The 24205-nt window shown below is 72.5% G+C and carries 18 protein-coding genes; 7 read left to right on the top strand and 11 right to left on the bottom strand.

Annotation, left to right across the window (positions count from 1 at the left end; translation table 11 throughout):
- Positions 1-9: 9 nt before the first annotated feature.
- Positions 10-2076, bottom strand: a complete 2067-nt coding sequence (locus tag A9O67_RS10965) for a glutamine--tRNA ligase (RefSeq protein ID WP_068610257.1) — start codon at positions 2074-2076, stop codon at positions 10-12.
- Between the two features lie 10 nt (positions 2077-2086).
- A complete protein-coding gene (locus A9O67_RS10960; protein WP_082955536.1) occupies positions 2087-3520 on the bottom strand; it encodes a diguanylate cyclase in 1434 nt (477 codons plus the stop codon).
- Positions 3521-3671: 151 nt separating this feature from the next.
- Here A9O67_RS10960 and A9O67_RS10955 point away from each other — a divergent pair, with 151 nt between their 5' ends.
- Together A9O67_RS10955 and A9O67_RS10950 are read left to right on the top strand one after the other, a co-directional pair.
- Positions 3672-4052 (top strand): hypothetical protein, encoded by a 381-nt coding sequence (locus A9O67_RS10955; RefSeq protein ID WP_068610255.1) that lies wholly within the window; start codon positions 3672-3674, stop codon positions 4050-4052.
- Positions 4053-4108: 56 nt separating this feature from the next.
- Positions 4109-4939, top strand: coding sequence for an undecaprenyl-diphosphate phosphatase (locus tag A9O67_RS10950; RefSeq protein ID WP_068610253.1), 831 nt, complete (start codon positions 4109-4111; stop codon positions 4937-4939).
- Here A9O67_RS10950 and A9O67_RS10945 read toward each other — a convergent pair.
- The 5 genes from A9O67_RS10945 to A9O67_RS10925 are packed head-to-tail and all read right to left on the bottom strand — an operon-like array spanning position 4923 to position 15894.
- Positions 4923-5798 (bottom strand): alpha/beta hydrolase, encoded by an 876-nt coding sequence (locus tag A9O67_RS10945; RefSeq protein WP_068610252.1) that lies wholly within the window; start codon positions 5796-5798, stop codon positions 4923-4925. The genes A9O67_RS10950 and A9O67_RS10945 overlap by 17 nt on opposite strands.
- Positions 5799-5802: 4 nt before the next feature.
- Positions 5803-6621, bottom strand: a complete 819-nt coding sequence (locus A9O67_RS10940; RefSeq protein ID WP_068610250.1) for a proteasome-type protease — start codon at positions 6619-6621, stop codon at positions 5803-5805.
- A 44-nt stretch (positions 6622-6665) separates the two neighbouring features.
- Positions 6666-8594, bottom strand: a complete 1929-nt coding sequence (recD, locus tag A9O67_RS10935; protein WP_068610248.1) for an exodeoxyribonuclease V subunit alpha — start codon at positions 8592-8594, stop codon at positions 6666-6668.
- Positions 8591-12370 carry an exodeoxyribonuclease V subunit beta gene (gene recB, locus A9O67_RS10930; protein WP_068610246.1) on the bottom strand — a complete coding sequence of 1260 codons (3780 nt, stop codon included), beginning with the start codon at positions 12368-12370 and terminating at the stop codon, positions 8591-8593. The genes recD and recB overlap by 4 nt, the downstream gene beginning before the upstream one ends.
- Positions 12367-15894 (bottom strand): exodeoxyribonuclease V subunit gamma, encoded by a 3528-nt coding sequence (locus A9O67_RS10925; RefSeq protein WP_068610245.1) that lies wholly within the window; start codon positions 15892-15894, stop codon positions 12367-12369. The genes recB and A9O67_RS10925 overlap by 4 nt, the downstream gene beginning before the upstream one ends.
- A gap of 95 nt (positions 15895-15989) precedes the next feature.
- On the opposite strand from A9O67_RS10925, the gene greB reads away from it, so the two are divergent.
- Positions 15990-16565 carry a transcription elongation factor GreB gene (gene greB, locus A9O67_RS10920; protein ID WP_068610243.1) on the top strand — a complete coding sequence of 192 codons (576 nt, stop codon included), beginning with the start codon at positions 15990-15992 and terminating at the stop codon, positions 16563-16565.
- Positions 16566-16602: 37 nt separating this feature from the next.
- Here greB and A9O67_RS10915 read toward each other — a convergent pair whose 3' ends face one another.
- From A9O67_RS10915 to A9O67_RS10900, 4 genes are all read right to left on the bottom strand, one after another.
- Positions 16603-18894 (bottom strand): RelA/SpoT family protein, encoded by a 2292-nt coding sequence (locus A9O67_RS10915; RefSeq protein WP_068610241.1) that lies wholly within the window; start codon positions 18892-18894, stop codon positions 16603-16605.
- A gap of 71 nt (positions 18895-18965) precedes the next feature.
- Positions 18966-19169 carry a DNA-directed RNA polymerase subunit omega gene (gene rpoZ, locus A9O67_RS10910; protein WP_068610239.1) on the bottom strand — a complete coding sequence of 68 codons (204 nt, stop codon included), beginning with the start codon at positions 19167-19169 and terminating at the stop codon, positions 18966-18968.
- Between the two features lie 32 nt (positions 19170-19201).
- The gene (gene gmk / locus A9O67_RS10905; protein ID WP_068610237.1) at positions 19202-19822 is read right to left on the bottom strand and encodes a guanylate kinase; all 621 of its coding nucleotides are present in this window, start codon (positions 19820-19822) and stop codon (positions 19202-19204) included.
- A 5-nt stretch (positions 19823-19827) separates the two neighbouring features.
- Positions 19828-20733 carry a YicC/YloC family endoribonuclease gene (locus tag A9O67_RS10900; RefSeq protein ID WP_082955534.1) on the bottom strand — a complete coding sequence of 302 codons (906 nt, stop codon included), beginning with the start codon at positions 20731-20733 and terminating at the stop codon, positions 19828-19830.
- Positions 20734-20805: 72 nt separating this feature from the next.
- Here A9O67_RS10900 and A9O67_RS10895 point away from each other — a divergent pair, with 72 nt between their 5' ends.
- Genes A9O67_RS10895 through rdgB form a run of 4 tightly spaced genes read left to right on the top strand, consistent with a single transcriptional unit; the run spans position 20806 to position 24185 of the window.
- The gene (locus A9O67_RS10895; protein WP_082955533.1) at positions 20806-21825 is read left to right on the top strand and encodes a serine/threonine-protein kinase; all 1020 of its coding nucleotides are present in this window, start codon (positions 20806-20808) and stop codon (positions 21823-21825) included.
- A complete protein-coding gene (locus A9O67_RS10890; protein WP_068610232.1) occupies positions 21822-22769 on the top strand; it encodes a PP2C family protein-serine/threonine phosphatase in 948 nt (315 codons plus the stop codon). Before A9O67_RS10895 ends, A9O67_RS10890 begins: the two co-directional genes overlap by 4 nt.
- A 17-nt stretch (positions 22770-22786) precedes the next feature.
- Positions 22787-23551: a ribonuclease PH gene (rph, locus tag A9O67_RS10885; RefSeq protein WP_068610231.1), complete on the top strand. Its 765-nt coding sequence runs from the start codon at positions 22787-22789 to the stop codon at positions 23549-23551.
- Positions 23552-23555: 4 nt separating this feature from the next.
- Positions 23556-24185: an RdgB/HAM1 family non-canonical purine NTP pyrophosphatase gene (gene rdgB, locus A9O67_RS10880; protein ID WP_068610229.1), complete on the top strand. Its 630-nt coding sequence runs from the start codon at positions 23556-23558 to the stop codon at positions 24183-24185.
- The last annotated feature ends 20 nt before the right edge of the window (positions 24186-24205 follow it).

Here is a 24205-nt window from a genome sequence, read left to right as displayed (position 1 = left end):
CGGCGCGGCTCACTTGCCCCAGCTGTCCTTCAGGCCCGCAATCCGGTTGAACACCGGCCGCTCGGGCGTGTGGTCCACGCGGTCGGTGCCGAAATAGCCGTGCCGCTCGAACTGGTAGCGCTCCTCGCGCGGGGCGTTTGCCAGCGACGGCTCCAGGTAGGCCGTCACCACCCGCAGGCTGTTGGGGTTGAGCGCGGCCTTGAAGTCCTTGCCACCGGCGTCGGGCTGCGGATCGGCGAACAGCCGGTCGTACAGGCGCACTTCGGCGGGCACCGCCTCGTGCACGCCCACCCAGGTCAGCGTGCCCTTGACCTTGACGGCGTCGGCCCCGGGGGTGCCGCTCTTGGTGTCGGGCACCACCGTGGCCAGTACGGCGGTGACGCGGCCGTCGGCGTCCTTCTCGCAGCCGGTGCACTCGACCACATACCCGTACTTGAGGCGTACCTTGTTGCCGGGGAAAAGGCGGAAATAGCCCTTGGGAGGCTGCTCCATGAAGTCCTCCCGCTCGATCCACACCTCGGGGCCCAGGCTGAATGCGCGCAGCCCCAGCTCGGGCCGCTGTGGATGCACCGGGGCGCTGCAGGCCTCGCGGTGGTCGGCATCGCCAAACACCTGCGCCCAGTTGGTGAGCTTGAGCTTGACCGGGTCGAGCACGGCCATCGCACGCGGGGCCTTACCTTCCAGGTCGTCGCGCAGGGCGATCTCCAGGTTGCCGTAGTCGATCCAGCCCCCGGCTTTGCTGACGCCGGTGCGTTCGCAGAACAGGCGGATGGCTTCCGGCGTGTAGCCACGGCGGCGCAGACCGACGATGGTGGGCATGCGCGGATCGTCCCAGCCGCTGACGATGCCCTCGTCCACCAGTTGCTTGAGCTTGCGTTTGCTGGTGACCACGTAGGTCAGGTTCAGCCGGGCGAATTCGTACTGGTGTGGCAGGTTGAAGGGCTCGATGCGGTGGGCTTCCAGCGCCGAGGCCAGCAGCGGCGTGAACTGGTGGGTCTGGTCCTTGAGCAGCCCGAAGAACTCGCCCAGGTCGCGCAGCACCGCGTCGCGGTCGTGCTCCCACTTCGTGAACAGCGCCCGCATGTGCAGCTCGGGCTCGGTGTTGACGCCGAGCTTGTGCGCATGGTTGTGGCAGTGCAGGGCAAATTCCTTGCCGGCTTCCACCCCCTGCTGTTCGATGCGCTCGATGAGCTGGCGGGCGCGCGCGAACTGCGGCGCGCGCAGAATCGGTACGATGCGTTCGAGCAGCCAGTCGTAAAACGGCCGCTGGTCCTCGAACTCCAGCGTGCAGATGCTGTGGGTGATGTTCTCCAGCGCATCCTCGATCGGGTGCGCGAAGGTGTACATCGGGTAGATGCACCAGGCGTCGCCGGTGTTGTGGTGCGTCGCGTGCTTGATCCGGTAGATGGCCGGGTCGCGCAGGTTGATGTTGGGCGAGGCCATGTCGATCTTGGCACGCAGCACCATCGCCCCGTCCGCGTGTCGGCCGTCGCGCATCTCGCGAAAACGCGCCAGGCTCTCCTCGGCCGGGCGGTTGCGGTAGGGGCTGTCGATGCCGGGTGCGGTCAGCGTGCCGCGGTTGGCCCGCATCTGCTCCGGCGTCTGTTCGTCCACATAGGCGTGGCCGGTTTCGATCAGGTACTCGGCCGCCCGGTACATGAAGTCGAAGTAGTCGCTCGCGTAGTACAGGTGGCGGGTGCCGTGGGCCTCCCAGCTCCAGCCCAGCCATTGGACGGCGTCCAGGATGGAATCGACGTACTCCTGGTCCTCCTTCTCGGGGTTGGTGTCGTCGAAGCGCATGTGGCACACGCCGCCGTAGGCCTGCGCCAGGCTGAAGTTGAGCCAGATGCTCTTGGCATGGCCCACGTGCAGGTAGCCGTTGGGCTCCGGCGGAAAGCGCATGCGCACCCGGGCCGGGTCGGCCACGCCCCGCTCGTGGTGGCTGCCGTCACCGGGGCTGCCGCCCCACAGGCGGCCGTGGTAGCGGCCCTGGGCCAGATCGCGCTCGATGATCTGGCGCAGAAAATTGCTGGCAGCGGGCGGATGGGGGGAAGAGTGCGGGGCGTGATCGCTCATGCCCCCGATTTTAGGCGGCCCCCGTCGCCAGACAGACCCGGTTGCGCCCGCCGCGCTTGGCGCGGTAGAGGGCCTCGTCGGCCTGGTTGATCAGGTACTGGTAATCCGGGTGGCCGCTGTAGGGCGCGACGCCGATGCTGGCGGTCAGCGACAGGTGCACGCCGTTGGCCAGCGCGAACGGTGTGGCGGCGATGCGCTGGCGCAGCTTTTCGGCCTGCGCCTGGGCTTGCTCGCTCGGCGCGTCCACCAGCAGGACCAGAAACTCCTCGCCCCCGTAGCGGAACACGAAGTCGCTGGAGCGCACGCTGTTGAGCAGGATGGGGGCCATTTGCTGCAGCACGCTGTCGCCGGCGTCGTGGCCGTGGACGTCGTTGATGTGCTTGAAGTGGACCAGATCGAGCAGCAGCACCGAAAAGACCTTGTGCCGCATCTGGGCGAGGTGGATCTCGCGCGCCAGGATCGGCGCCAGGAAGCGCCGGTTGAGCAGCCGCGTGAGCGTGTCGCGGCCACTCTCCAGCTCCACATGGCGCTCGAACAGGGTGTTGACCAGGTATTTGAGGGTGTCCAGCGCCGACTGCAGCTCGATCAGCAGGGCATGGCGGCGCTGGGCGTCGCCGTGCCCGCTTTCCAGTTGGGGCAGCAGCGCGTCGTCCAGCCGCTCCATGGTCTGGTGCACCAGGTCTACCTCGGGCGTGCCGTCGAACAGGTTGCTGCCCTTGTGGGTGAACCACAGGCCGAATTCCGAACTGCCCAGCCGGGGCAGGTCCAGTGGCGCGCCGCCGCGGTGCAGGGCAAACAGCACGTCCTGCTCCCATTCGGCCAGCAGCGAGCGCTGGCGTTCGCGCTCGACCTGCAGGTTTTGGCTCAGCGCGTGCAGGCGAAAGGCCTCCTCGCTGCGCACGACGCGCTGGGTGTCGCCCACATAGGATTCGGCCATCAGCTCCAGTGCCAAGTCGAACAGTGCGCCGATGTGGGCCATCGATGCCTCGACCAGCGCGGGCGCGGTGCCACCGGCCGCGATGCGCTGCAGCAGCCGCCCCTTGAGCAGCCGCGCGCCGCGGGCCACCAGGTGCATGGGCAGTTGGATGCGGGCGTGGACTTCGCCCACATGGCGCTGGTGGGCCACGATGGCGGGCACGTCCTGCGCCGTGTGTGGGGCGAACAGCTCGGTCAACCACCGCTGCAGCGAGGCGTGCAGCCGCTGGTGCACGATGTCCGCGTCCAGAAAGACCTGGGCCTGCCGATGGGCCATCATGTCCTGATAGAAACCCTCGGCCAGTTCCGCGCGGTGCTGCTCGACCACCCGGGCGACATGCGCGCGCACCGCCGGCGTGGCGGTGTCCAGCAGGGCGCACCATTCGGCGACGGGATCGGCGCTGCCGTGCGGGGATTGGGGGTGTTGGTGGGCGAGGGCGTCGGTGGCAGGAGGGGCGGGCGGGCTCATGAGGCCGGGATTGTAGGGGTCGGGTTATGGGGCGCGTGTCGGGCCCGCTGCGCCGGTCCGTTACGTCTGTTTACAGCCGTCACAAAACGGCAACCGGCCAAGCGCGGCAGCGGTGGTTCAATGTCGGTATCGTTGTTCAGGAGCGCGAACCATGAACCCTCTGACTCCGTTGCGCCCCGCGTCGCTGGCCCGGGGCCTGGCTGCCGTGGCGTTGGTACTGGCCGGCGCGGCGCATGCCGGCGATGTGTACTGGTCGATCGGCGTACACCAGCCGGGCGTGACCGTGGGGGTGGGCAACACCCCGCCGGTGGTGATCGCACCGGCGCCCCGTGTGGTGATGGTGCCCCCGGTGGTGGTGTCGCCGCCGGTGGCCGTTGTGGCCCCCGCCTACGGCTATGCGATGCCTCCCGGGCACCGCAAGCACCGGCATTGGCACCCCCGCGAATGGGAGAAGCGCCCCGGCTGGGACGACCGGCGCGGCTGGCGTGATGACGGCTGGCACCGCCACGACGGCTGGCGCGACCGACGCTGAGGCCCGGGGGCGGCGGGCCGTTACACTCGCCGCTTCGCCCACTCCCGCGTCTGTCCATGGATGTCACCCTGCTGCTCAAGGCCGCCCTCATGGGGGTGGTCGAGGGCCTGACCGAGTTTTTGCCCGTTTCGTCCACCGGTCACCTGATCCTCACCGCCGCCTTGCTGCGGTTGACGGGGGAGACGATCAAGGTGTTCGAGGTGGTCATCCAGACCGGGGCCATTCTGGCCATCGTGGGCCTGTATTGGCAGCGGCTGATCGGCACCCTGCGCGGACTGCCGCGCGAGGCGCAGGCGCAGCGCTTCACGGTCAATGTGCTGCTCGGGTTTTTGCCGGCGGCGCTGGCGGGGTTTTGGTTCATCGGGCCGATCAAGGCCGTGCTCTTCAACGCCTGGGTGGTGGCGGCCGGCTTCATCGCCGGCGGGCTGATCATGCTGTGGGTGGAAGCCGTCCAGGCCCGCCAGCCCGCGGCGCGGGTGGCGACTGTGGACGATTTGGGCTGGCGCGATGCGCTGGCGGTGGGGTTGATCCAGTGCGCGGCCCTGGTGCCGGGGGTCAGCCGGTCGGGGGCGACCATCATCGGCGGCATGGCGCTCGGCCTGTCGCGGCGCGCGGCGACCGAGTTCAGCTTCTTCCTCGCCATTCCGGTCATCTTTGGCGCGGCCGTCTACGATCTGTACAAGCACCGCGATCTGCTGGCGGCGGCGGACCTGCCGCTGTTCGCGGTGGGGCTGGTGGCGTCGTTCGTGTCGGCGTGGGTGTGCGTGCGCTGGCTGCTGCGCTACGTGGCCACCCACACCTTCGTGCCGTTTGCGTGGTACCGCATCGGCTTTGGCGTGCTGATCCTGGCCAGCGGGGCGTTCGGCTGGGTCAACTGGACGCCGTGACGGGCGCCATGAAGTGCCGCAGCGCGCGGTCGATGGCCGCGGCCGTGGCTTCCGGGTGCTCCATGGGGAACAGGTGCGTGCCGTCGATGAACTGCAGCCGCTCGGACGGCTCGCGCCCGCACAGCTTGTGCGTCATCGTCAGGCCCACGCGGCGCATCTCTTCGGACTGCGTGCCCCCGACGAAGGCCACCGGGCAGGCCAGGGGGTGGCGGCGCAGCAGCCGGTCCAGGTGGTGCGGCAGCGTGTTGTAGATGGCGGTCTCGATGTCGCGGTCGAAGGTCAGCACGCGCTGCGTGCCCTCCGGCGTGTGCACATCGTGCGTGCCGTGGGCGATGTAGTCGGCCAGCACGCGCGGGTCCCAGCGGGCGAAGGCGCGCTTGTGGCGGAAGTGCTCCAGCGCCTCCTGGGCGTTGGCCCAGCGGTTGCGGCGCTTGCGGCTGACCTGACCCGGTGAGACGGCACCGATCAGGCGGGTGTGTTTGGCCGCGGCCAGGGCACGCGCCTTCCAGCCCCCCAGGACGGGGGAGTCGAGCATGACCACGCCGCGCACCGGCTGCCCGGCCAGCACGGGGTGGCGGGCGGCGCACATCAGACTCAGAAAACCGCCGAGCGAGTGACCGACGAGGAACAGCGGCGTGTCGCCGGGGCCGACCTGCGCCTCGACGAAGTCCGCGAGCTGCTGCACCAGGTGCGGCCAGTTGCTGGTGACGGGGTAGCGCGGATCGTGGCCGTAGCGCTCCACCGCGGTGACGCGGTAGCCCCGCTCGCGCAGGGCCTGGAAGACGACGCTGTAGGTGCCGGCGGGGAAGCTGTTGCCGTGCGAAAAGACGATGCAGGGGCGGGGGGATGCGGCGCTCATGGGGTCAAATCAGCCTGTCCTTGGGGTCTGTGATCTTGCGCAGCGCGGCGTGGCGCCCGCTCGGGGCGGCCAGCGGGCCGGTGGGGTCCCAGTCCGGGGCTTCGATCTGGTCGAAGGCCTCGCGCAGCTTGCGACCCCAGGTGCTGCGCAGCATGTGGAAGTAGGCGTTGTGCTCGTCGATGCACACCACCCGGTCGCTGGTGCAGCGGTCGGCCTCGTAGACCGCCAGGTCCAGCGGCAGCCCCACCGACAGGTTGGACTTGAGCGTGGAGTCCATGGAGATCAGCAGGCACTTGGTGGCCTCTTCCAGCGGCGTGTCGGGGGTGATGACGCGGTCGAGCACGGGTTTGCCGTACTTGCTCTCGCCGATCTGGAAAAACGGGGTTTCGGCGGTGGCCTCGATGAAATTGCCGGGGGAGTAGACCTGAAACAGCCGCATGCCTTCGCCGCGGATCTGGCCGCCAAAGATCAGGCTGGCGTTGAATTCGATGCCGGAGCGGCGCAGGGCCTCGCCGTCGCGCTGGTAGACGTGGCGCACGGCCGAGCCCAGCACGCGCGCGGCGTCGAACATGCTGCGCGCGTTCCAGATGGTGATCGGCTCGCCGCCGTCGGGGTCTTTCAGTTGCTCGGTCTGCAGAATTTCGCGGATCGACTGCGAGATGCTGAGGTTGCCGGCCGACAACAGGCACATGAAGCGGTCGCCGGGCTTCTCGTAGACGATCATCTTGCGAAACATGCTGATCTGGTCCAGCCCGGCGTTGGTGCGCGAGTCGGACAGGAACACCATGCCAGCCTTGAGTTTGACGGCGACGCAGTAGGTCATGGAGTGGCGGTCGAACGAACCACCGTTCGCTGTGGGACGGGCGCCTATGGTAGCGCCTGCCGCAGCGCGTCGCGCAGGGCGCTGTCGCGTTCGGTGCGCCGCCGCAGCGCCGCGCGCAGCGTGGCCGCGCCGCCCGGCAGCACGAGCGTGAGCCGCTCGCGCGCGCGCGTGAGGCCCGTGTAGAGCAGCTCGCGCGTCAGGATCGGGCTGTCGGCGTCGGGCGGCAGCACCAGCACCACGTGGTGGAACTCGCTGCCCTGCGACTTGTGCACCGTCAGCGCCCAGGCGCTGGCGGTGTCGGCGAGCTGCCCGGCGGCAACCCACTGCACGCTGCCCGGCCGCTGCGGCGCCGGCAGCGCCAGGCGCCAGCGCCGCGTGCCGTCGGCGTGCGGCCGCGCCAGCAGCAGGCCCAGGTCGCCGTTCATCACGCCCAGGCGCGGCTGGTTGCGCGTGACCAGCCACGGCTGGCCGCTGCGGCCATAGGGGCCTGTGGGGGCGTGCGGGGCCAGCCGCGCGGCCTCGGTCTGCAGGCGCGCGTCCAGCCCCTCCACGCCCCACGGCCCGCGCCGCAGCGCGGCCAGGACCTGCAGCCGCGCCTGGCCCTGCAGCAGGCCGGCGGCCCAGGCGTCGGGGTCGCCGTCCGCCGGCGGTGGCGCCGCCGCCTGCAGCCACGGCGCCACCGCCGCGCGCCAGGTCGGCAGCCAGCCGTCGGCGGCCTGCGTGCCGAGGTGGACGCTGACGCCCTCGCCCGGGTCGCGCAGCAGCGCCAGCGCGGTGTCCTCGTCGCCGTCGCGCACCGCGGCGGCCCAGCGGCCGATGGCGCCGCCGGCGTCGAAGCGGCGGCTGAGCCGCAGCATCGCCACCGCCTGGTCCAGCGCGTCGCCGTCGGCATCGATCCACGCCGCCGGCGGTGCCTGCCCGGTGGCGGCGGTGAGCCACGCGGCGGTCTCCCGCTGCCAGCGGCCCTCGCGTGCATGCGCGCACAGCTCCGCCAGCACCGCGCCGGCCTGCACCGAGGCGAGCTGGTCGCGGTCGCCGAGCAGGATCAGCCGCGCCTGCGGAGGCAGCGCCCGCAGCAGCGCGTGCAGCAGCTCCAGATCGACCATCGACGCCTCATCGACCACCAGCGCGTCCAGCGGCAGCGGCTGGCGCTCGTCGTGGCGCGCGCCGGTGCCGTCGGGCCGCTGGCCCAGCAGCGCGTGCACGGTGACGGCGCGGTGCGGCAGGTGCGGCTGCAGCACCGCCCACGGCAGCGGCAGCGCCCAAGTGGCAAGCTTCCGCCACGCGTCGGTCAGTGCAGTGCTCAGGCGCGCGGCGGCCTTGCCGGTGGGGGCCGCCAGGCCCACGGCCAGCGGCGCGCCGCCGCCCTGCAGCGCCAGCCCCTGCAGCAGCGCCAGCAGCCGCGCGACGGTGTGGGTTTTGCCGGTGCCGGGGCCGCCGGTGATGACCGCCAGCCGCTGCCGCAGCGCCAGCGCGCAGGCCAGCCGCTGCGCATCCGGCTCGGGGGACGGCGGGCCGAACAGCGCCTCGATCCACGGCCGCACGGCGTCGGGGGCAGGGGCGTCGGCAGCGGTCAGCCGCTGCGCCAACGCCTGCGCCACTTCCCGCTCGCGGCGGAAGTGGCGGCCCAGGTAGAGCACGCCGCCGGCGGCGACCACCGGCGTCAGCGGCGCGTCCGCGCCGACCCAGCCGGGGCCGCTCAGCGCCGCCGGCCCGTCGGCGTGCAGGCGCTGCAGCAGCCAGCGCGCGCAGGGGCCGCGGGCGTCGTCCGGACGGGCTTCGGCCCAGCGCCAGGCGACGTGGCCGTCGGCGGCGCGGCGCATCAGCAGCGCGGTGGCCAGCAGGGCCTCCAGGTTCGCCTGCGGGCACAGCGCGGCGGCCTGGCGCGCCAGCGTCGCGTCCGCCGGGCGCAGCTCGCCGGCCTGCAGGCCGCGCTGCAGCCAGGCTTCCAGCTCGGGGCGGGGCGCGGTCATGCCGTCACCTCCGCGCCGGTGAACAGAGCCTCCAGCCGCTGCACCAGCGGCCACGGCTGCGTCAGCTGCCAGATGCCGGCGCCGGGGGCAGCCACGCCGCGCCAGAACACGCACAGCGCGCCGCCAAGGTGCCGCACCGGGTCGTAGCGCCGCCCCAGCCGCTGCGCCAGCCAGCGATGCAGCGCCAGCAGGTACAGCGCCGCCTGCGCGTCGTAGCGCTGGCGCAGCACCTCGGCCTGCACCGCCGCGGCGTGGTAGGCGGCGTCGTCCGGCCCCAGCGCGTTGGACTTGTGGTCCAGCACCCAGTAGCGCCCGTCGTGTTCGAAGACCAGGTCCATGAAGCCTTTGAGCATCCCGTGCAGCGTGACGGCGGCGAGCGCCGGGCGTGGCTGGCCTGGCGCGACGTGGGCGAGCAGCAGGCGGTCGAGCGCGCGCGCCTCGGCGGCGGCGTCGATGCGCAGCCAAAACGGTACCTCCGGCTCGGCGTGCGTGAGGTCGCGCAGCCGCACGCCCGCGCTGCCGGGCAAGGGCAGCGCGGCGTCGCCGATCGCATGCGCCCAGCGCGCCAGGTCCCCGGCGTCGGCCGGCAGGCGCTCGGGCGCCCAGCCGAGTCCCTGCAGCGTGCGCTGCGCCAGCGGCTGCAGGGCATCCGGGGCGCCCGCGGGCCAGCCGTGGCGCTGGCAGGTTTCCAGCAGCGCGTGCAGCGCCACGCCGGGCTGCGCGCCGCGTGGCCAGCGGTGCCACGGCGCGGTGGCGGGGGCCTCGTCGCGGAGCCCGGTGGCGTCGGGGGCGGATGCGCCGGGGTCGTCGTCGCCGACGTGCGCCTCGGTGGCGGCGTCGGCGCCAGCCGGCGCCTCGTGGGCGGCGCGCGCCAGCGCGCTGTAGCTGGCGATCCACCAGCTCGGGCCCCTGCGCGGGCGCGCCACGTGCGCCCAGGCGGCGGGGCGTGTGGGCATCACGGCTGGGGTGCTGGCCCGGGCGGTAGGGGCGGTCTTGTCGTCGGCCAGCCCGGTGCAAGCGATGGTGCCGCCGCTGGCCGCCGCCACCTCGTCCAGCCGCGTTGGAGTCTGCTCGGCCAGCGTGGCGGCGTCCGCCCCCTGCAGCCCGAGCAGCCGCGCCAGCGCGCTGGATGCGAGACCCGGCTCCAGCGCCACGCCGACCCAGGTCAGGTGCACCGCGCGCGTCAGCGCCACGTAGAGCTTGCGCGTGTCTTCCAGCAGGCGTTCGCGCTCGGCGCGCTCGAGCGCCTGCCGCCACGCCTCGCCCTCGTCCGGCAGCGTGACGTGCGCGTGGCCCGCGTCGTCGTGCCAGCGCAGCACCCGTGGACGGTTGTATTTGTCGTCCAGCGGGCGCGCGCGGCCCGCAAACGGCAGCAGCACGATCGGAAACTGCAGCCCCTTGGCCTTGTGCACGGTGATGACGGGGATGGCCTGCGGCGTGCCGTCGAGCCGGCGCTCCACGCCGGTCAGCGTCGGGTCGTCGCCGGCGGGGGAGGGGGCGGCACCCTCCTGCCGCGCCAGGCGCAGCAGCGCCAGCGTCGCCTCCACCCCGCCGCGGCCTCTCTGGCGTGCGGCCTGTTGCAGCCATTCGGCCATGTGCAGCAGGTCCGCCAGCGCCCGCGCGCCGGGGCTCGGGTGGTCGGCGGGGCGGGCCAGCAGCCGCGCCGCGACGCCGAAGTCGTGCATCAGCGCGCGCACCGCGGCCAGCACGCCGTGGCGCTGCCACAGCGCGTGGTAGTGCGCAAAATGCTCCAGCGTCGTGTCCCAGGCGTCCTCGTCGCGCAGCAGCGCGGCGAGCGCCGCCGCGTCCAGCCCCAGGGCGGGCGTCAGCAGCGCGTGGGCGAGGGCGTCGCGGTCGTGCGGGTGGGCGCAGGCGTGCAGCCACGCCTGCAGGTCGTCGGCCTCGGGGCCGTCCCACACCGAGGCGCGCTCGGAGCGGTAGGCGCTGGCCAGTCCATGCCGGCGCAGCGCGCGCGCCACCGCCTGCGCCTCCTGGCCGTCGTTGACGAGGATGGCCAGATCCTGCGGCTGCAGCGGGCGCAGCCGCCCGTCGCGCTCGAAGCCGCAGCGCCCCGCCGCCGAGCCTGCCAGCCACCGCGCCACGGTGGCCGCGCAGGCGGCGGCGAGCCGCTCCCGCACGTCGTCGCGCGTGAGCCTGTCCGTCTCCGGCCGCCACAGCGCGAAGGTGAGCGCCGCGCCGCTTGCGGCGTCGTCGTCGCGCCAGTGCTCGGCCTGGCCGGCCGGCCGCGCCGGCAGGAACGGCACCGTCTGCACGCCGTCGCGCGCAAAGCCGAACGCCCCGTCCGGCAGCGTGCGCTCCGCGTGGCCGAACAGGGCGTTGACGGCCTGCACCATCGCCGTGCTGCTGCGGTGGTTGACCGCCAGCGACCAGATGCGCCCGGCGCAGGCGGCGCGCGCCTGCAGGTAGCTGTGGATGTCGGCGTGGCGGAAGGCGTAGATGGCCTGCTTGGGGTCGCCGATCAGCAGCAGCGCGGTGCCGGGGTGCGGCTGCTCGGGCCGGTAGATGGCCTGCAGGATGCGCCACTGGCGCGGGTCGGTGTCCTGGAACTCGTCGACCAGCGCCACCGGCTGCTGCTGGCGCAGGCGCTGGGCGAGCGCTGCGCCCTGCGGGCCGGCCAGCGCCTCGTCCACGCGGCGCAGCATCTCGTCGAAGGTGAGCTGCTCGGCGGCGCGCAGCTGCGCGCGCATGCGCTGCGCCACCCACACGGCGGCGTGGCGCGTCAGCGCCCCGCGCGGGCCGGGCAGGGCGGCCAGGCGCGCCTCCAGTTCAGGCAGCTCGCGCAGCAGCGGCAGCGCCTCGACCTCGGGGGGGAGGGGGCCGGCCTTGATGCGCAGGTGCTCGAGCGTGAACTTGGCGGTGGCCTTCTCCGTCAGAGGGCATTGCGCATCGAGCGGGTCAGCGGCCCAGGCCCGCAAGTCGGCCAACCATGTCTTCACCCAGTGCGGTGTGCTGATGTGCTTCAGCAGGCCGTGTTGACCGAGCACCTTTTCGGCCTCGTCGATCCACGCTGGCCACGGGGCTTTCAGCGCCGCCAGCGCCTGCGCGCGCGTGGTCTCGGCCTGCCGCAGCGCCTCGGGCAGGCTGCGCATGGACAGGCCCGGATCCTGCGCCGCCCACCGTTCGGCGTGCTCGAGCAGATCCTTGATGGCCTTGTCCAGCCCGTCCGGCGACCCCCAGACGTCCAGCACCGCCGCGGCGTCGGCCTCGTCCAGCGGCAGCACGTGCAGCCGCCACCAGTCGCGCACCGCCTCCAGGCGCAGCGCGGCGGTGTCCTGCAGGATGCGCGGCTGGAAGGGCTCGCCGCTGAGCAGCGCCTGCTCGCGCAGGATGCGCTGGCACCAGCCGTGCAGGGTGCTGATCGGCGCCTCGTCCAGCGCGTCGGCGGCCTCGGTCAGGCGGCGCGCCAGCGCGGGCCATTGGGTTTGCGGGTAACGCTCGCGCAGCGCCAGCAGCCGCTGCACCGCCGCATCGGCCGGGTCGAGCGCCTCGCCGCCGAAGACCGCGGCGGCCTGCAGCAGGCGCGCCTGGATGCGGCTGCGCAGCTCCTGCGTGGCGGCGTCGGTGAACGTCACGACCAGGATCTGCCGCGGCGACAGCGGCGGCAGCCCGGCCTCGCCGGGCGGTGTGCCCAGCACCAGCCGCACCGCCAGCAGCGCCATGGTCCAGGTCTTGCCGCTGCCGGCGCTGGCCTCGATCAGCTGGCTGCCATCCAGCGGCAGGGTCAGCGGGTCCAGTTGAGGCAGGTCGGCGCTCATGCGGCGGTCTCCTCGGCGGAGTTTTCGCGGTCGCCGTGGCCGCTGGCCAGATGCGCGTGCAGCGGCGCGAGCAGCGCCTGCGTCCAGCGGGCGAACGGCCCGTCCGTGTGCGCCTCGCGCGGGCCGGCCAGCGCTTCGAACGTCGGGTAATGGCGCCGCCAAAGGGGTTCCTTGGCCTGGCCGTGGTCGCTTTCGTATTGATCGCGGGCTTTCTCCCACGCTGCGGCGGGGGTGGCGTCCTTGCCGCGCAGCTTGCCCCAGTAGGCCGCGGCGGCGTGGCGCGGCAGCGGCAGCGGGGCGGGGCCGTGCAGGCCCGCGTGCCACGCCTGCCCCAGCGTCGTCCAGGCGGCGGTGGCGGTCTGCGGCTCCAGCGGTTGCATCCGCCCGACGCCCAGGGGGGTGGCGATCCAGCTCGTCACGGGCCCGAGCGCGACGTTGAGCGCGACGTGCTCGACCCAGGGGCGCAGCAGCCGGTGCAGGGCGTAGGTCTTGGCGTCGAGCTTCTTGCCTTCGACGAGGGCGCTGCCGAGCGTCACCAGCCGCGCCAGCGCGCCGTCGTCGCCGCGCCGCAGCGCCGGCAGCACGTCGCGGATCGCAAGCGTCGGGCCGTCCGGCAGCGCCAGCGTCGTCTCCAGCCGCGCCCGCTCGGCCACCGGGTGGGGGTGGCGCGCGGCCAGCTCCCGGGCGTGCTGCCAGACGCGGCGGATCGCCTCGTCCCAATCGCGCGCAAGCCACGCCCCGGCAGCGCCGGCGGGCCAGTCGCCGGCCAGCTCGGCGTGGCGGCGGGCGCGCCGGGCGGCGGCCTGCGCGTCGGCCTCGTCGGCGCCGGCCAGCGCCGCGTCCACCACAGCGTCCACCCACGCCAGCCGGGTGCGCCACTGCTGCAGGCCGTCGGGCGCGAACGGCTCGGCGTCGTCGTCGGCCTCGTCGTCGCGTGGCGGCGCCAGCCCCAGGCGCTGGCGTGCGTAGGCGCGCGCGGGGTCGTGCAGCAGCTCGGCCAGTGCCGCCACCGTCACCGGGATCGGCTCGTCCGGGCGTGACGGGATGGCTGGCGCAGCGCGCAGGGTGGCGGGATTCGGGGCGGCCCCGCCCGTGGCCAGCCACTCCCGCGCGTAGCTGAACGCGCCGGTCAGCGGCGGGGCGGCGCCATCGGCCGCCGACGCCGGGCTGAAGTTGGCGGGGTCGAACGGATGCAGCGGGTGCGCGCGCGTCAGCGCCGCGGCCACGTCGCCTTGCAGGCCTGGCGCCAGCCGCCACTGGCGGTTCAGGTGGTGGCGCAGCTGGGCCACCGGCAGCGCCGGCTGGCGCTCGGTGTCGTCCACCGGGCGGCGGCCCAGCCACGAGACGCCCAGGTGGTCGCGCGCCGACAGCACCGCCTCCAGCAGCAGGTAGAGGTCCTCATGCCGGCGCAGGCGGTCGCCCGGGCGCGGCGCGGCGGCCATCAGGTCGTGCGTGTCGCCCTGCGGCCGGCGCGGGAAGTTGCCGTCGTGCAGGCCGAGCAGGTAAATGCGGCGAAACGGCACCGCGCGCATCGGCAGCAGCGTCGCAAACGTCACCCCGCCGCCCAGGAAGCGGGCCGGCGCGCCGCCGCCACCTGCCAGCGCCAGCCACGTGTCGGCCACCACGGCGGCCGGGATCGGCTCCGTGCCGGCCTGCTCGGCCTGCCGCGCCCAGCGATCGGCCGCGGCGCGCAGCCGCGCCACCGCCAGCGTCCCCTCCACGTCGTCCGCCGCGGGCTGCAGGAACTGCGCCAGCAGCGCGTGCAGCCGATCGGCCCACGCGGTGGCGTCGGTCGGCTCGGCCAGGCGATGCGTCCACGTCGCCACCGCGTCGATGAAGGTCTGCAGCCGGTGCAGCAGCTCGCCCTGCAACACCGCCACGCCGCGCGCCGGCAGCAGGCGGTCCTGCCACGGCTCGTCCTCGGCGCCGAGCATGGCGCCGAGCCACAGGCGCTGCAGCCCCTCGCGCCAGGTGTAGCGCTCGGCCAGCGCGGCGCCGCCCGCGGCCAGCCCCAGGCGCTGGCGGTGCGCGCCGTCCAGGCCCCAGCGGATCGCGGCCTCGCGCCGCCACGCGCGCAGGGTGTCGAGGTCGTCCGCCGCCAGGCCGAAGGCGCGCGCCACCGCCGGCACGTCCAGCCAGTCCAGCGCATCGCTGCCGGTCAGTCGCAGCGCCTCCGGGCGCAGCAGCGCGCGCAGCAGCTCGCGCAGGCGCGCGGTGGTGTCGTCCTCCACGTCGGCCAGCTGGTACGGGATGCGGCGCGCATCGTCCGGCGGCAGGCTGCCCCACACCGCGTGCACCAGCGGCGCGTAGGCGGCGATGTCGGGCGCGAAGACGGCGACGTCGCGCGGCTGCAGCGTCGGGTCGCGCTGCAGCGCGGCCAGCACCTGGTCGTGCAGCAGCTCCACCTCGCGCAGCATGGTGTGGGCGACGTGCAGCCGCAGCGAGCCGTCGCGCGCCAGATCCAGCGGCGGCCAGTCGCGCTCGCCCGGCGCGCGGCCGTGGCGCAGGTCGTCCTGCAGCTGTGCCAGCAGGTGCGGCGGGGCGGCGTCGTCGGCGGGCTCGTCGTCCCAGGCGTCCTCCAGCGATACCGGGGCCAGGCCCGCCGGGGGCTCCTCGGCGCCCAGCGCCTGCAGACCGGCGATGAACTCGCGCCCCTGCCGGCCCCAGGCCGCCAGCAGCGGGTGGCCGGTGCGTGCGCCGGCCCGGTCGAACCAGTCGGTGCGCGCCGGGTTCAGCACGTAGACGGCCACGTCGCGCCAGCGCGCCACCGCCTGCAGCGCCTGCAGCACGTCGGGCGTGAGGGCGCTGACGCCGAACACCGTCAGCCGCGGCGGCTCGCGCGCCGGCAGCGGGCAGGCGTGCGCGTCGGCCATGCGTTGCAGCCACGCGGCGTGGATGTCGCAGCGGCTGGCCCAGCGGTGGCCCTGCGCCTCGGCGTCGGCGCGCAGCAGCCGCCACAGCGCCGGCTGCCAGCGCTCATCCTCCGGCAGCGGCTCCACGCGCCCGTCGGCGTCGCGCAGGCGGTCGTGCCCGGCGGCCCAGTCGGCCAGCCAGTCGGGCCGGTAGATCTGATACTGGTCGAACAGATCCGCCACGCGCCGTGCCAACTGCGCGCGCCGCAGCGGGTCGCCGTCGCCCAGGTAGTGGATCAGCGGGGCGTGCACGGCGGCGTCGGCGCGCTGCGCCAGCGTCGGCAGCAGCCGCCACAGCTGCCAGCGCAGCGGGCCGCGGTCCAGCGGTGCCTCGTCCGGCACCTCGGCCTCGCCGAGCACGGCGCGGTAGGTCTGCCACAGCCACTGCGCCGGCAGCAGGCACTCCAGCCCCGCGCAGACGCCGTCGCGCTGCGCCAGCGCCTGCTGCACCCACTGCGCCATGCCGTGGCTGGCCACCAGCCAGCGCTGCGGCTGCAGCGGCTGCGCCGCCTGCGCCTTGGCGGCCTCGGCCGCGGCGCGCTGCAGCAGCGTCTCGATGCGGTCGCTCTGGACGATGCGCAGCGGGGTCGGGGTGGATGGGGCACGTGTCACAGCCGGTAATCGTAGAGGAAAGCTGTGCTTACCTTGGCTGCGAATAGGCGAGTGGCCGACGGTCCGGAGGCCCCCCTGCGCTACCATCCACCCCCATGAGCAAGGCTTTCGTGCGCGAGCAGGACCACGACGAGGACGATGACGCGCTGCCCGTGGGGCAGCGCATCCCGGCCGGGGGCAAGAACTACATGACGCCGCAGGGCTACGCGCGCTTGCGCGGCGAGCTGATGCACCTGATCGACGAGGAGCGCCCGCGCGTGGTCGAGACGGTGTCCTGGGCCGCGAGCAACGGGGACCGCTCTGAAAACGGCGACTATCTGTACGGGAAGAAGCGGCTGCGCGAGATCGACCGCCGCATCCGCTTTTTGACCAAGCGGCTGGAGCGCGCCGAGGTGGTGGACCCCAGCGTGCACCACGGCAAGGACCAGGTGTTCTTTGGCGCGACGGTCACTTACGCGCGCCCCGATGGCAGCGAGGTCACCGTCACCATCCTGGGCATCGACGAGGCGGACAGCAGCCGGGGGCAGATCAGTTGGATCTCCCCGGTGGCGCAGGCGTTGCTGAAGGCGCGCGAGGGCGACGAGGTGCGCTTGCACACGCCCGCCGGGGTCGAGATGCTGGAGATCCTGAAGGTCCGCTACCCCGAACCCGGCGCGCCATCCGCGGCCTGATCGGCGCGCGGTCAGTGTCAGTGCGCGGGCGGCCGCGTCAATTGCCGGCGTCGCCCCGGCGCGCCGGGCGCAGCCGCTGGGCTCGCACCACCGACGGCGTGCGCCGCAGTTGGCGCAGCACCTGGGCCAGGTGCACGCGGTCGCGCACCGCCACGGTAAAGCGCAGCTCGGTCGTGGTCTGCGCGGCCTCGTCGCCCATGTGGATGTGGGTGATGTCCGCCTCGGCCGCGGCAATGGCGGCCGCCACGCGCGCCAGCACCCCCTTGCCGTTGTTCACGGTGACCGTCACCGTCGATTCGAAGGCGCGGGTCGGCTCCTCGGCCCATTCCACTTCCAGAAAGCGCTCGCGGTCGCAGTGCAGCAGGCGCCGCACCACGGGGCAGTCCTCGGTGTGGACGGCCAAGCCTTCGCCCCGGCCCAGATAGCCGACGATGCGGTCCCCTGGGATGGGCCGGCAGCAACTGGCGTAGGTGACGGAGCCGCCTTCGCTGCCGTCGAGCGTGACCACGCCTTGGCTGGGCTGGTCCTCGCGCGGCGTGCCGAAACGCTCCTGGCTGATCAGCAGCACGTCGGGGCGCACGCCCGCCTCGACCATGAGGGCGGCGAGTTTTTTGCCGACCATGCCGGCGATGCGCCGCCCCAGGCCGATGTCGATCAGCAGCTCATCGCGCGAGCGATTGCCCGTGAAGCGCAGCAGCTTGTCCCAGATGGCCTGACCGGCCTCGTCGTCGCCGGGCAGGCTGGCCATCCCCTCGGCGCGCACCGACTGCTGCAGCAGCCGCTCGCCCAGGGCGCGCGATTCCTCCTGCTCCAGTGTCTTGAGGTAGTGCCGGATCTTGGAGCGTGCGCGCCCCGTTTTGACGAAGCCCAGCCACGCCGGATTGGGCCGCGCGTGCTGCGAGGTGGTGATTTCGACCACGTCGCCGTTGTGCAGCTCGGTGCGCAGCGGGACCTGCTCGCCGTTGACCGTGGCCCCGATGGCCCGGTGTCCCACATCGCTGTGGATGGCGTACGCAAAGTCCACCACCGTGGCGCCGCGCGGCAGCGCCATGATCTTGCTCTTGGGGGTGAACACATAGACCGAGTCGGGGAACAGGTCGATGCGCACATGGTCCCAGAACTCGCCGGAGTCTTTGGTCTCCTGCTGGATGTCCAGCAGCGACTGCAGCCACTGCACATTGAGGGCCTGCGCCGAGGCGTCGGCCGCGCCCCCGGCCTTGTACAGCCAGTGCGCGGCGATGCCCGATTCGGCCACCACGTCCATGCTGGGGGTGCGCAGTTGAAACTCGATCGGCGTGCCAAACGGCCCAATCAGCGTCGTGTGCAGCGACTGGTAGCCGTTGACCTTGGGAATGGCGATGTAATCGCGAAACTTGCCCGGCATCGGCTTGTAGAGCTGATGCAGCACCCCCAGCGCCGTGTAGCAGTCCAGCACCTGCGGCACGATGATGCGAAAGCCGTAAATATCGGTCACCTGCGCAAACGACAGGTGTTTGGTATCCATCTTGCGGTAGATGGAGTACAGGGTTTTTTCGCGGCCGGCGATGCGCACCTCCAGCCCGCTGTGCGCGAAGGCCGCCTCCACCTCGCCCTGTACGCGGGCGATCAGGTCGCGCCGGCGGGCACGCGAGCGGGCCAGCGCCTTGGACAGCGCCTGGTAGCGCCACGGGTGCAGGTGGCGGAAGGCCAGGTCTTGCAGCTCGCGGTAGAAATTGTTGAGGCCCAGCCGGTGCGCGATGGGGGCGTAGATGTCCAGCGTCTCGCGCGCGATGCGGCCCCACTTGTGGCGCGGCATGTCGCCCATGGTGCGCATGTTGTGCAGCCGGTCCCCGAGCTTGATCAGGATCACCCGCACATCGCGCGCCATGGCCAGCAGCATCTTGCGGAAGGACTCGGCCTGCCCCTGCTCGCGGCTGTCGAACTCCAGCTTGTCCAGCTTGGTCAGCCCGTCCACCAGATCGGCCACCGCAGGGCCGAAGCGCTGCGTCAGCTCCGCCTTGGTGACGCCGCAGTCCTCCAGCACATCGTGCAGCAGGGCGGCGCACAGGGCCTGGGCATCCAGCTTCCACTCCGTGCAGATCTGCGCCACTGCAATCGGGTGGGTGATGTAGGGGTCGCCGTTTTTGCGCATCTGGCCCAGGTGGGCCTGATCCGCGAAGCGATAGGCCTGCCGCACCAGATCGATTTCGGCCGCGTTGAGGTAGTCCAGCCGCGACTCGAGGGCGGCAAAGCTGGCCGCCGCCGCGCTGGCCGCGGCTTGGGGCGGCGAGGCGGGCGGGCGGGTGCCGTAGGCGGTTGCCTCGGCAGGACTTACGGCGTCGACACTCACCCTGCTAATGTAAACAAAAAACAAAAAAGGCGCCTTGGGTAGGCGCCTTGAGGCATGGCCGCGGTCGCGACTCAGACTGGGACCTTGCGCAGCATCTCCAGGCCGACGAGCCCGGCGGCGATTTCGCGCAGCGCGGTCACGGCGGGTTTGTTGCGCGTCTCCAGCTTGGGCGCGTGGCCCTGGTTGAGCATGCGCGCACGGTAGGTGGCGGCCAGCACGAGCTGGAAGCGGTTGGGGATTTTTTCCAGGCAATCCTCGACGGTGATGCGTGCCATGGAAACCTCCGGCAAAGCGTTGAAACAGGGGGTTATTGGATGCCCAGCGCCTGGAACACTTCGGCGCGGGCCCTGCGCTGGGCCGCGACCCGCAGGCGCTGCGAGTGGGTGATCGTCTTGAGGTCGAACAATGCCCGCTCGAAAACCTCATTAATTATAACGTAGTCGAATTCATGGACATGCGCCATCTCTTCGGCGGCATTGCGCAGGCGCAGTTCGATGACGTCCTCGCTGTCCTCGCCGCGGCGCAACAGGCGGTTGCGCAGCTCGTCCCAGCTTGGCGGCAGGATGAAGATCAGCACCGCGTTGGCAAACTGGCGCCGGATCTGCAGCGCCCCCTGGTAGTCGATTTCCAGGACGATGTCGGCGCCGGCGGCGATCTTGTCTTCGATGGCCTTGCGCGAGGTGCCGTAGCGGCGGCTGTGCACCCGCGCCCATTCGACGAACGCATTGGCCGCGACCATGCGGTCGAATTCCTCGTCGCTGACGAAGAAGTACTCGCGGCCGTGCACCTCCTGCCCGCGCGGTGCGCGCGTGGTGTGGGAGACGGACAGCTCCATGCGCGAGTCCACCTCCAGCAGCGCTTTGACGAGGCTGGACTTGCCCGTGCCGCTGGGGGCGGCCACGACGAACAGGTTGCCGGGGTATTCCATGGGGGTCATTCGAGGTTTTGAACCTGCTCGCGCATCTGCTCGATCAGCACTTTCATGTCCACCGACAGGCGCGTGAGCTCCAGGCTGGCCGATTTGGAGCCCAGCGTGTTGGCCTCGCGGTGCAGCTCCTGGATCAGAAAGTCCAGCCGCTTGCCGACCTCGCCGCCGCGCTGCAGCAGCCGGTCGATCTCGCTCAGGTGCGACTGCAACCGCGTCAGCTCTTCCGCGACGTCGACCCGGATCGCAAACGCCGCCGCCTCGGCCAGTGCGCGCTCCTGCAGGGCGGCGGGGTCGGCCGGGGTGGCGCCGAGCGCGTCGTGAAAGCGCTGCAGAAAGCGCTCGCGCTGCTGCGCCACGATCTGCGGCACCAGCGGCTCGGCCTGCGCCGCCAGCCCGCGCAGTTGCGCCACGCGGTCGCGCAACATGGCGACCAGCCGTGTGCCCTCGCGCTCGCGCGCGGCGGCGAAGTCGTCCAGCACCCGATCGGTCAGCGCCAGCAGCGGCTCCACCCAGTCGGCGGCCGCCGGGGCGCCGCGCTGGGCAAGCTGCAGCACCTCGGCGACCGACAGGCCGCGCGCCTGCGGCAGCCAGGCCTGCACCTGCTCCTGCGCGCCGAGCAGGCGCTGCAGTTCGGCCGCCGGCGGCACGCGCACGCCGCCATCGCCGCGCTGTTCGATCCAGGCACGCAGCTCCACCTTGCCGCGGCGCACGCGCGCGCCGACGCGCTCGCGCAAAGCCGGCTCGGCCGCGCGCAGGTCTTCGGGCAGGCGCAGCGCCAAGTCCAGAAAGCGCCCGTTGACGGCGCGGATTTCCAGCCCCAGCACACTGGCGCCGGGCGTGTGGGTGTCGGAGGCCGCCGCGTGGGGGTTGCATTGCCCCGTGGCGTAGCCGGTCATGCTGTACACTGACATCGGCCTTTAGCAGAGGGCGGCCCCGAGGGCGGCGCCGGCCGCCTGGGCGTAAGGTTTGCTCATGCACGGATTATGTCAAAGACCAAGCCGGCCCCTCTGCCGCCCGACACGGTGATTGGCGGCTACCGCATCGTGCGCCTGCTGGCGGCCGGCGGTTTTGGGTTGGTCTATCTGGCGCTGGACGCCAACGGGCACGAAGTCGCCATCAAGGAGTACCTGCCCGCGTCGCTCGCGCTGCGCTCGCCCGGCGAACTGCTGCCGGTCGTGGCGCCCGAAAAGCAGGCCCTCTACCGGCTGGGCCTGCGCAGTTTTTTCGAGGAAGGGCGGGCGCTGGCGCAGATCTCCCACCCAGCGGTGGTGGGCGTGCTCAATTTTTTCCGCGAGAACGAGACCGTCTACATGGTCATGGACTACCTGCAGGGCGCGTCGCTGCAGGAGTTCATCGTGGCGGCGCGCAGCCGGCAGCGCAAGAAGGTGCTGCGCGAGGCGACCATCCGCTCGCTCTTCGACGAGGTGCTGCGCGGGCTGCGCATCGTGCACCAGCACAAGATGCTGCACCTGGACATCAAGCCGGCCAACATCTTCATCACCGACGACAACCGCGCGGTGCTGATCGACTTTGGCGCCGCGCGCGAGGTGCTCAACACCGAGGGCACTTTCGTGCGCCCCATGTACACCCCGGGTTTTGCCGCGCCGGAGATGTACCGCCGCACCGGCAGCACCGGCCTGGGGCCGTGGACCGACATCTACGCCATCGGGGCGTGCATGTACTCGTGCATGCAGGGCTATCCGCCCCACGACGCGCCCCAGCGACAGGACAAAGACCGGCTGGAGGCGTCGCTGGCGCGGCTGCGCGGCGTGTATTCCGACAATCTGCTCGATGTGGTGCGCTGGTGCATGGCGCTCGATCCGCTGGCGCGTCCGCAGTCGGTCTTTGCCCTACAGCGCGAGCTGGCCCGCGAGGAGTCGCCCGAGCCGACGCCGCCGCGCTGGTGGGACCGCGTGCGCGCGCGCCTGGGCCTCGCCGGGGACGATGCGCGCGAGGCGGCCAGCCACCACAGCCAGCGATCCAGCTTTCTGGAGCCGCCGTGAAGTTTGCCGTCTACCAGGCCACCCACACCGGCGGGCGGACGCGCAACGAGGATCGCCTGGGCTACACCTACACCCGCCAATCGGTGCTGCTGGTGTTGGCGGACGGTATGGGCGGCCACCCCGACGGCGACCGCGCGGCCGAGATCGCGGTGCGCACCTTCGTGCAGGCGTTCGTCGATCAGGCCCACCCCAAGCTGGCCGATCCGCGCGCCTTTCTGGAGGCCACGGTGCTGCAGGCCAGTCAGGCCATCGTCGATTTTGCGCGCGCGCACGGCTTGGCCGAGCACCCGCGCACCACGGCTGTGGCGGCCGTGGTGCAGGACGGGCAGCTCACCGCGCTGCACAGCGGCGACTCGCGCCTGTACTGGGTGCGCGGCGGCCGGCTGCTGCAGCGCACGCGCGACCACAGCTACCACGACAAGCCGGAACTGTTTGCCCAACTGCCGCCAGGCGTGCACCGCAGCGTCCTGTTCACCTGCCTGGGGTCGGACACGCCGCCCCTGTACGACGTGCTGGGCCCGCTGCCGCTGGAGCACGGCGACCGCATCCTGCTGTGTTCCGATGGGCTGTGGGGGGTGATGGACGACGACGATGTGGCCGCGGGCCTGCACGGGCAGCCGCTGGCCGATGCGGTGGCGCAGTTGTCCGAAGTGGCGGTGCGCCTGGGCGGCCGGCACGGGGACAATGTGTCCTTGCTGGGCCTGGAGTGGCAGGCGGACGACGACTTCCCTTCCACCCAAGTGCTGGAGCCCCCGCCCGCCGCGCTGGCCCCCCACACGCCCGCGACGGCCGCGCCCCCCTCGGGCATCGAGGGCTTGACCGCCGTCGAGCTGGACGACGACGCGATCGAGCGTACCATTGCCGAAATCAACGATGCGATCCGTCGCACCCGCCGGCCCCCGCCCCAGGCCCCCGCGCCGGCGCGGCCCGGTCGGCGGCGCTGACCTCCCAGGAAGACCCCATGACCCACGACCCGACGGCGGCCGCGGGCGCCCACCGGCGCCACGACGGCCGCGCCCCCGACCAGCTGCGCCCCGTGCGCATCACCCGTGGCTACACCGTCCACGCCGAAGGCTCGGTGCTCATCGAATTTGGCCGCACCCGCGTGCTGTGCACGGCCTCGGTGGAAGAGCGCGTGCCCCCGCACAAAAAGGGCAGCGGCGAAGGCTGGGTGACGGCCGAATACGGCATGTTGCCCCGCGCCACCCACACCCGCAGCGACCGCGAGGCCGCCCGCGGCAAGCAAAGCGGCCGCACGCAGGAGATCCAGCGCCTCATCGGCCGCTCGCTGCGTGCGGTCTTCGACCTGAGCGCCCTGGGCGAGCGCACCATCACGCTGGATTGCGACGTGCTGCAGGCCGACGGCGGCACCCGCACCGCGGCCATCACCGGCGCCTGGGTGGCGGCGCACGACGCCGTGCACCAGCTGCTGGCCGAGGGCAAGCTGCAGCGCAGCCCCATCCTGCACCCGGTGGCGGCCGTCTCGGTCGGCATCGTGGGCGGGGTGCCGGTGCTGGACCTGGACTATGTGGAAGATGCCGGCTGCGAGACGGACATGAACGTCGTCATGACCGGGGCGGGCCACTTCGTCGAGCTGCAAGGCACGGCCGAGGGCGAGCCCTTCAGCCGCGAGGACCTGCAGCAGCTGCTGGCCCTGGCGGACGGCGGCATCCAGCAGTTGATCGCGATGCAGCGCGCCGCGCTGGCCGGCGCCGAGGTGGGGTGAGGCCATGGCGGATGCGACCCTGCCGCGCCGTCTGGTGCTGGCTTCCAACAATCCGGGCAAGCTGGCCGAATTGCAGGCGATGTTCGCGCCGCTCGGCCTGGAGCTGGTGACGCAGGGCAGCCTGGGCATCCCCGAGGCGCCGGAGCCGCACCACACCTTCATCGAAAACGCGCTGGCCAAGGCCCGCCATGCGGCCGCCGCGAGCGGCCTGCCGGCCCTGGCCGACGACGCCGGGCTGTGCGTGGCGGCCTTCGGCGGCCGGCCGGGGGTGGACACGGCGCACTACTGCACGCAGTTCGGCTACCCCAAGAGCGATGCCAACAATGTGCGCGCCTTGCTGGAGCAGATGCGCGACATCGACGATCGCCGCGCGGCGATGGTCAGCACGCTGGTGGCGGTGCGCCACCCCGAGGACCCCGAGCCGCTGGTCGCCAGCGGCCGCGTCGAGGGGCTGATCGCGCGCGAACCGGTCGGCCACGGCGGCTTTGGCTTCGACCCGGTGATGTTCATCCCGGCCTTCGGCTGCACCTTCGCCCAACTGCCCACCGAAGTGAAGAACGCCCACAGCCACCGTGGCCGCGCGGCGCGTGCCATGCTGGCCCTCATGCAGGAGCGCGGATGGCCGGCGGGCTGAGCGGGCCCGGTCCCACCAGC

The sequence above is a fragment of the Tepidimonas fonticaldi genome (genome assembly GCF_001675355.1).
In the GTDB taxonomy this organism is placed as follows: Bacteria; Pseudomonadota; Gammaproteobacteria; order Burkholderiales; family Burkholderiaceae_C; genus Tepidimonas; species Tepidimonas fonticaldi.
The sequence above is the reverse complement of the archived record's forward strand: the minus strand, read 5'-3'. Positions and strand labels throughout refer to the sequence as shown.

What these genes read in the sequence shown, in the direction of transcription:
- recD (WP_068610248.1), bottom strand. Translation starts at nt 8,594, where the DNA reads ATGACCGCGCCCCGCCCCGAGCTGGAAGCCTGGCTGCAGCGCGGCCTG.
- A9O67_RS10945 (WP_068610252.1), bottom strand. Translation starts at nt 5,798, where the DNA reads ATGAGCGCCGCATCCCCCCGCCCCTGCATCGTCTTTTCGCACGGCAAC.
- rdgB (WP_068610229.1), top strand. Translation starts at nt 23,556, where the DNA reads ATGGCGGATGCGACCCTGCCGCGCCGTCTGGTGCTGGCTTCCAACAAT.
- greB (WP_068610243.1), top strand. Translation starts at nt 15,990, where the DNA reads ATGAGCAAGGCTTTCGTGCGCGAGCAGGACCACGACGAGGACGATGAC.
- A9O67_RS10965 (WP_068610257.1), bottom strand. Translation starts at nt 2,076, where the DNA reads ATGAGCGATCACGCCCCGCACTCTTCCCCCCATCCGCCCGCTGCCAGC.
- rph (WP_068610231.1), top strand. Translation starts at nt 22,787, where the DNA reads ATGACCCACGACCCGACGGCGGCCGCGGGCGCCCACCGGCGCCACGAC.
- A9O67_RS10900 (WP_082955534.1), bottom strand. Translation starts at nt 20,733, where the DNA reads ATGTCAGTGTACAGCATGACCGGCTACGCCACGGGGCAATGCAACCCC.
- rpoZ (WP_068610239.1), bottom strand. Translation starts at nt 19,169, where the DNA reads ATGGCACGCATCACCGTCGAGGATTGCCTGGAAAAAATCCCCAACCGC.
- recB (WP_068610246.1), bottom strand. Translation starts at nt 12,370, where the DNA reads ATGAGCGCCGACCTGCCTCAACTGGACCCGCTGACCCTGCCGCTGGAT.
- A9O67_RS10955 (WP_068610255.1), top strand. Translation starts at nt 3,672, where the DNA reads ATGAACCCTCTGACTCCGTTGCGCCCCGCGTCGCTGGCCCGGGGCCTG.
- A9O67_RS10940 (WP_068610250.1), bottom strand. Translation starts at nt 6,621, where the DNA reads ATGACCTACTGCGTCGCCGTCAAACTCAAGGCTGGCATGGTGTTCCTG.
- A9O67_RS10960 (WP_082955536.1), bottom strand. Translation starts at nt 3,520, where the DNA reads ATGAGCCCGCCCGCCCCTCCTGCCACCGACGCCCTCGCCCACCAACAC.
- A9O67_RS10895 (WP_082955533.1), top strand. Translation starts at nt 20,806, where the DNA reads ATGTCAAAGACCAAGCCGGCCCCTCTGCCGCCCGACACGGTGATTGGC.
- gmk (WP_068610237.1), bottom strand. Translation starts at nt 19,822, where the DNA reads ATGGAATACCCCGGCAACCTGTTCGTCGTGGCCGCCCCCAGCGGCACG.
- A9O67_RS10950 (WP_068610253.1), top strand. Translation starts at nt 4,109, where the DNA reads ATGGATGTCACCCTGCTGCTCAAGGCCGCCCTCATGGGGGTGGTCGAG.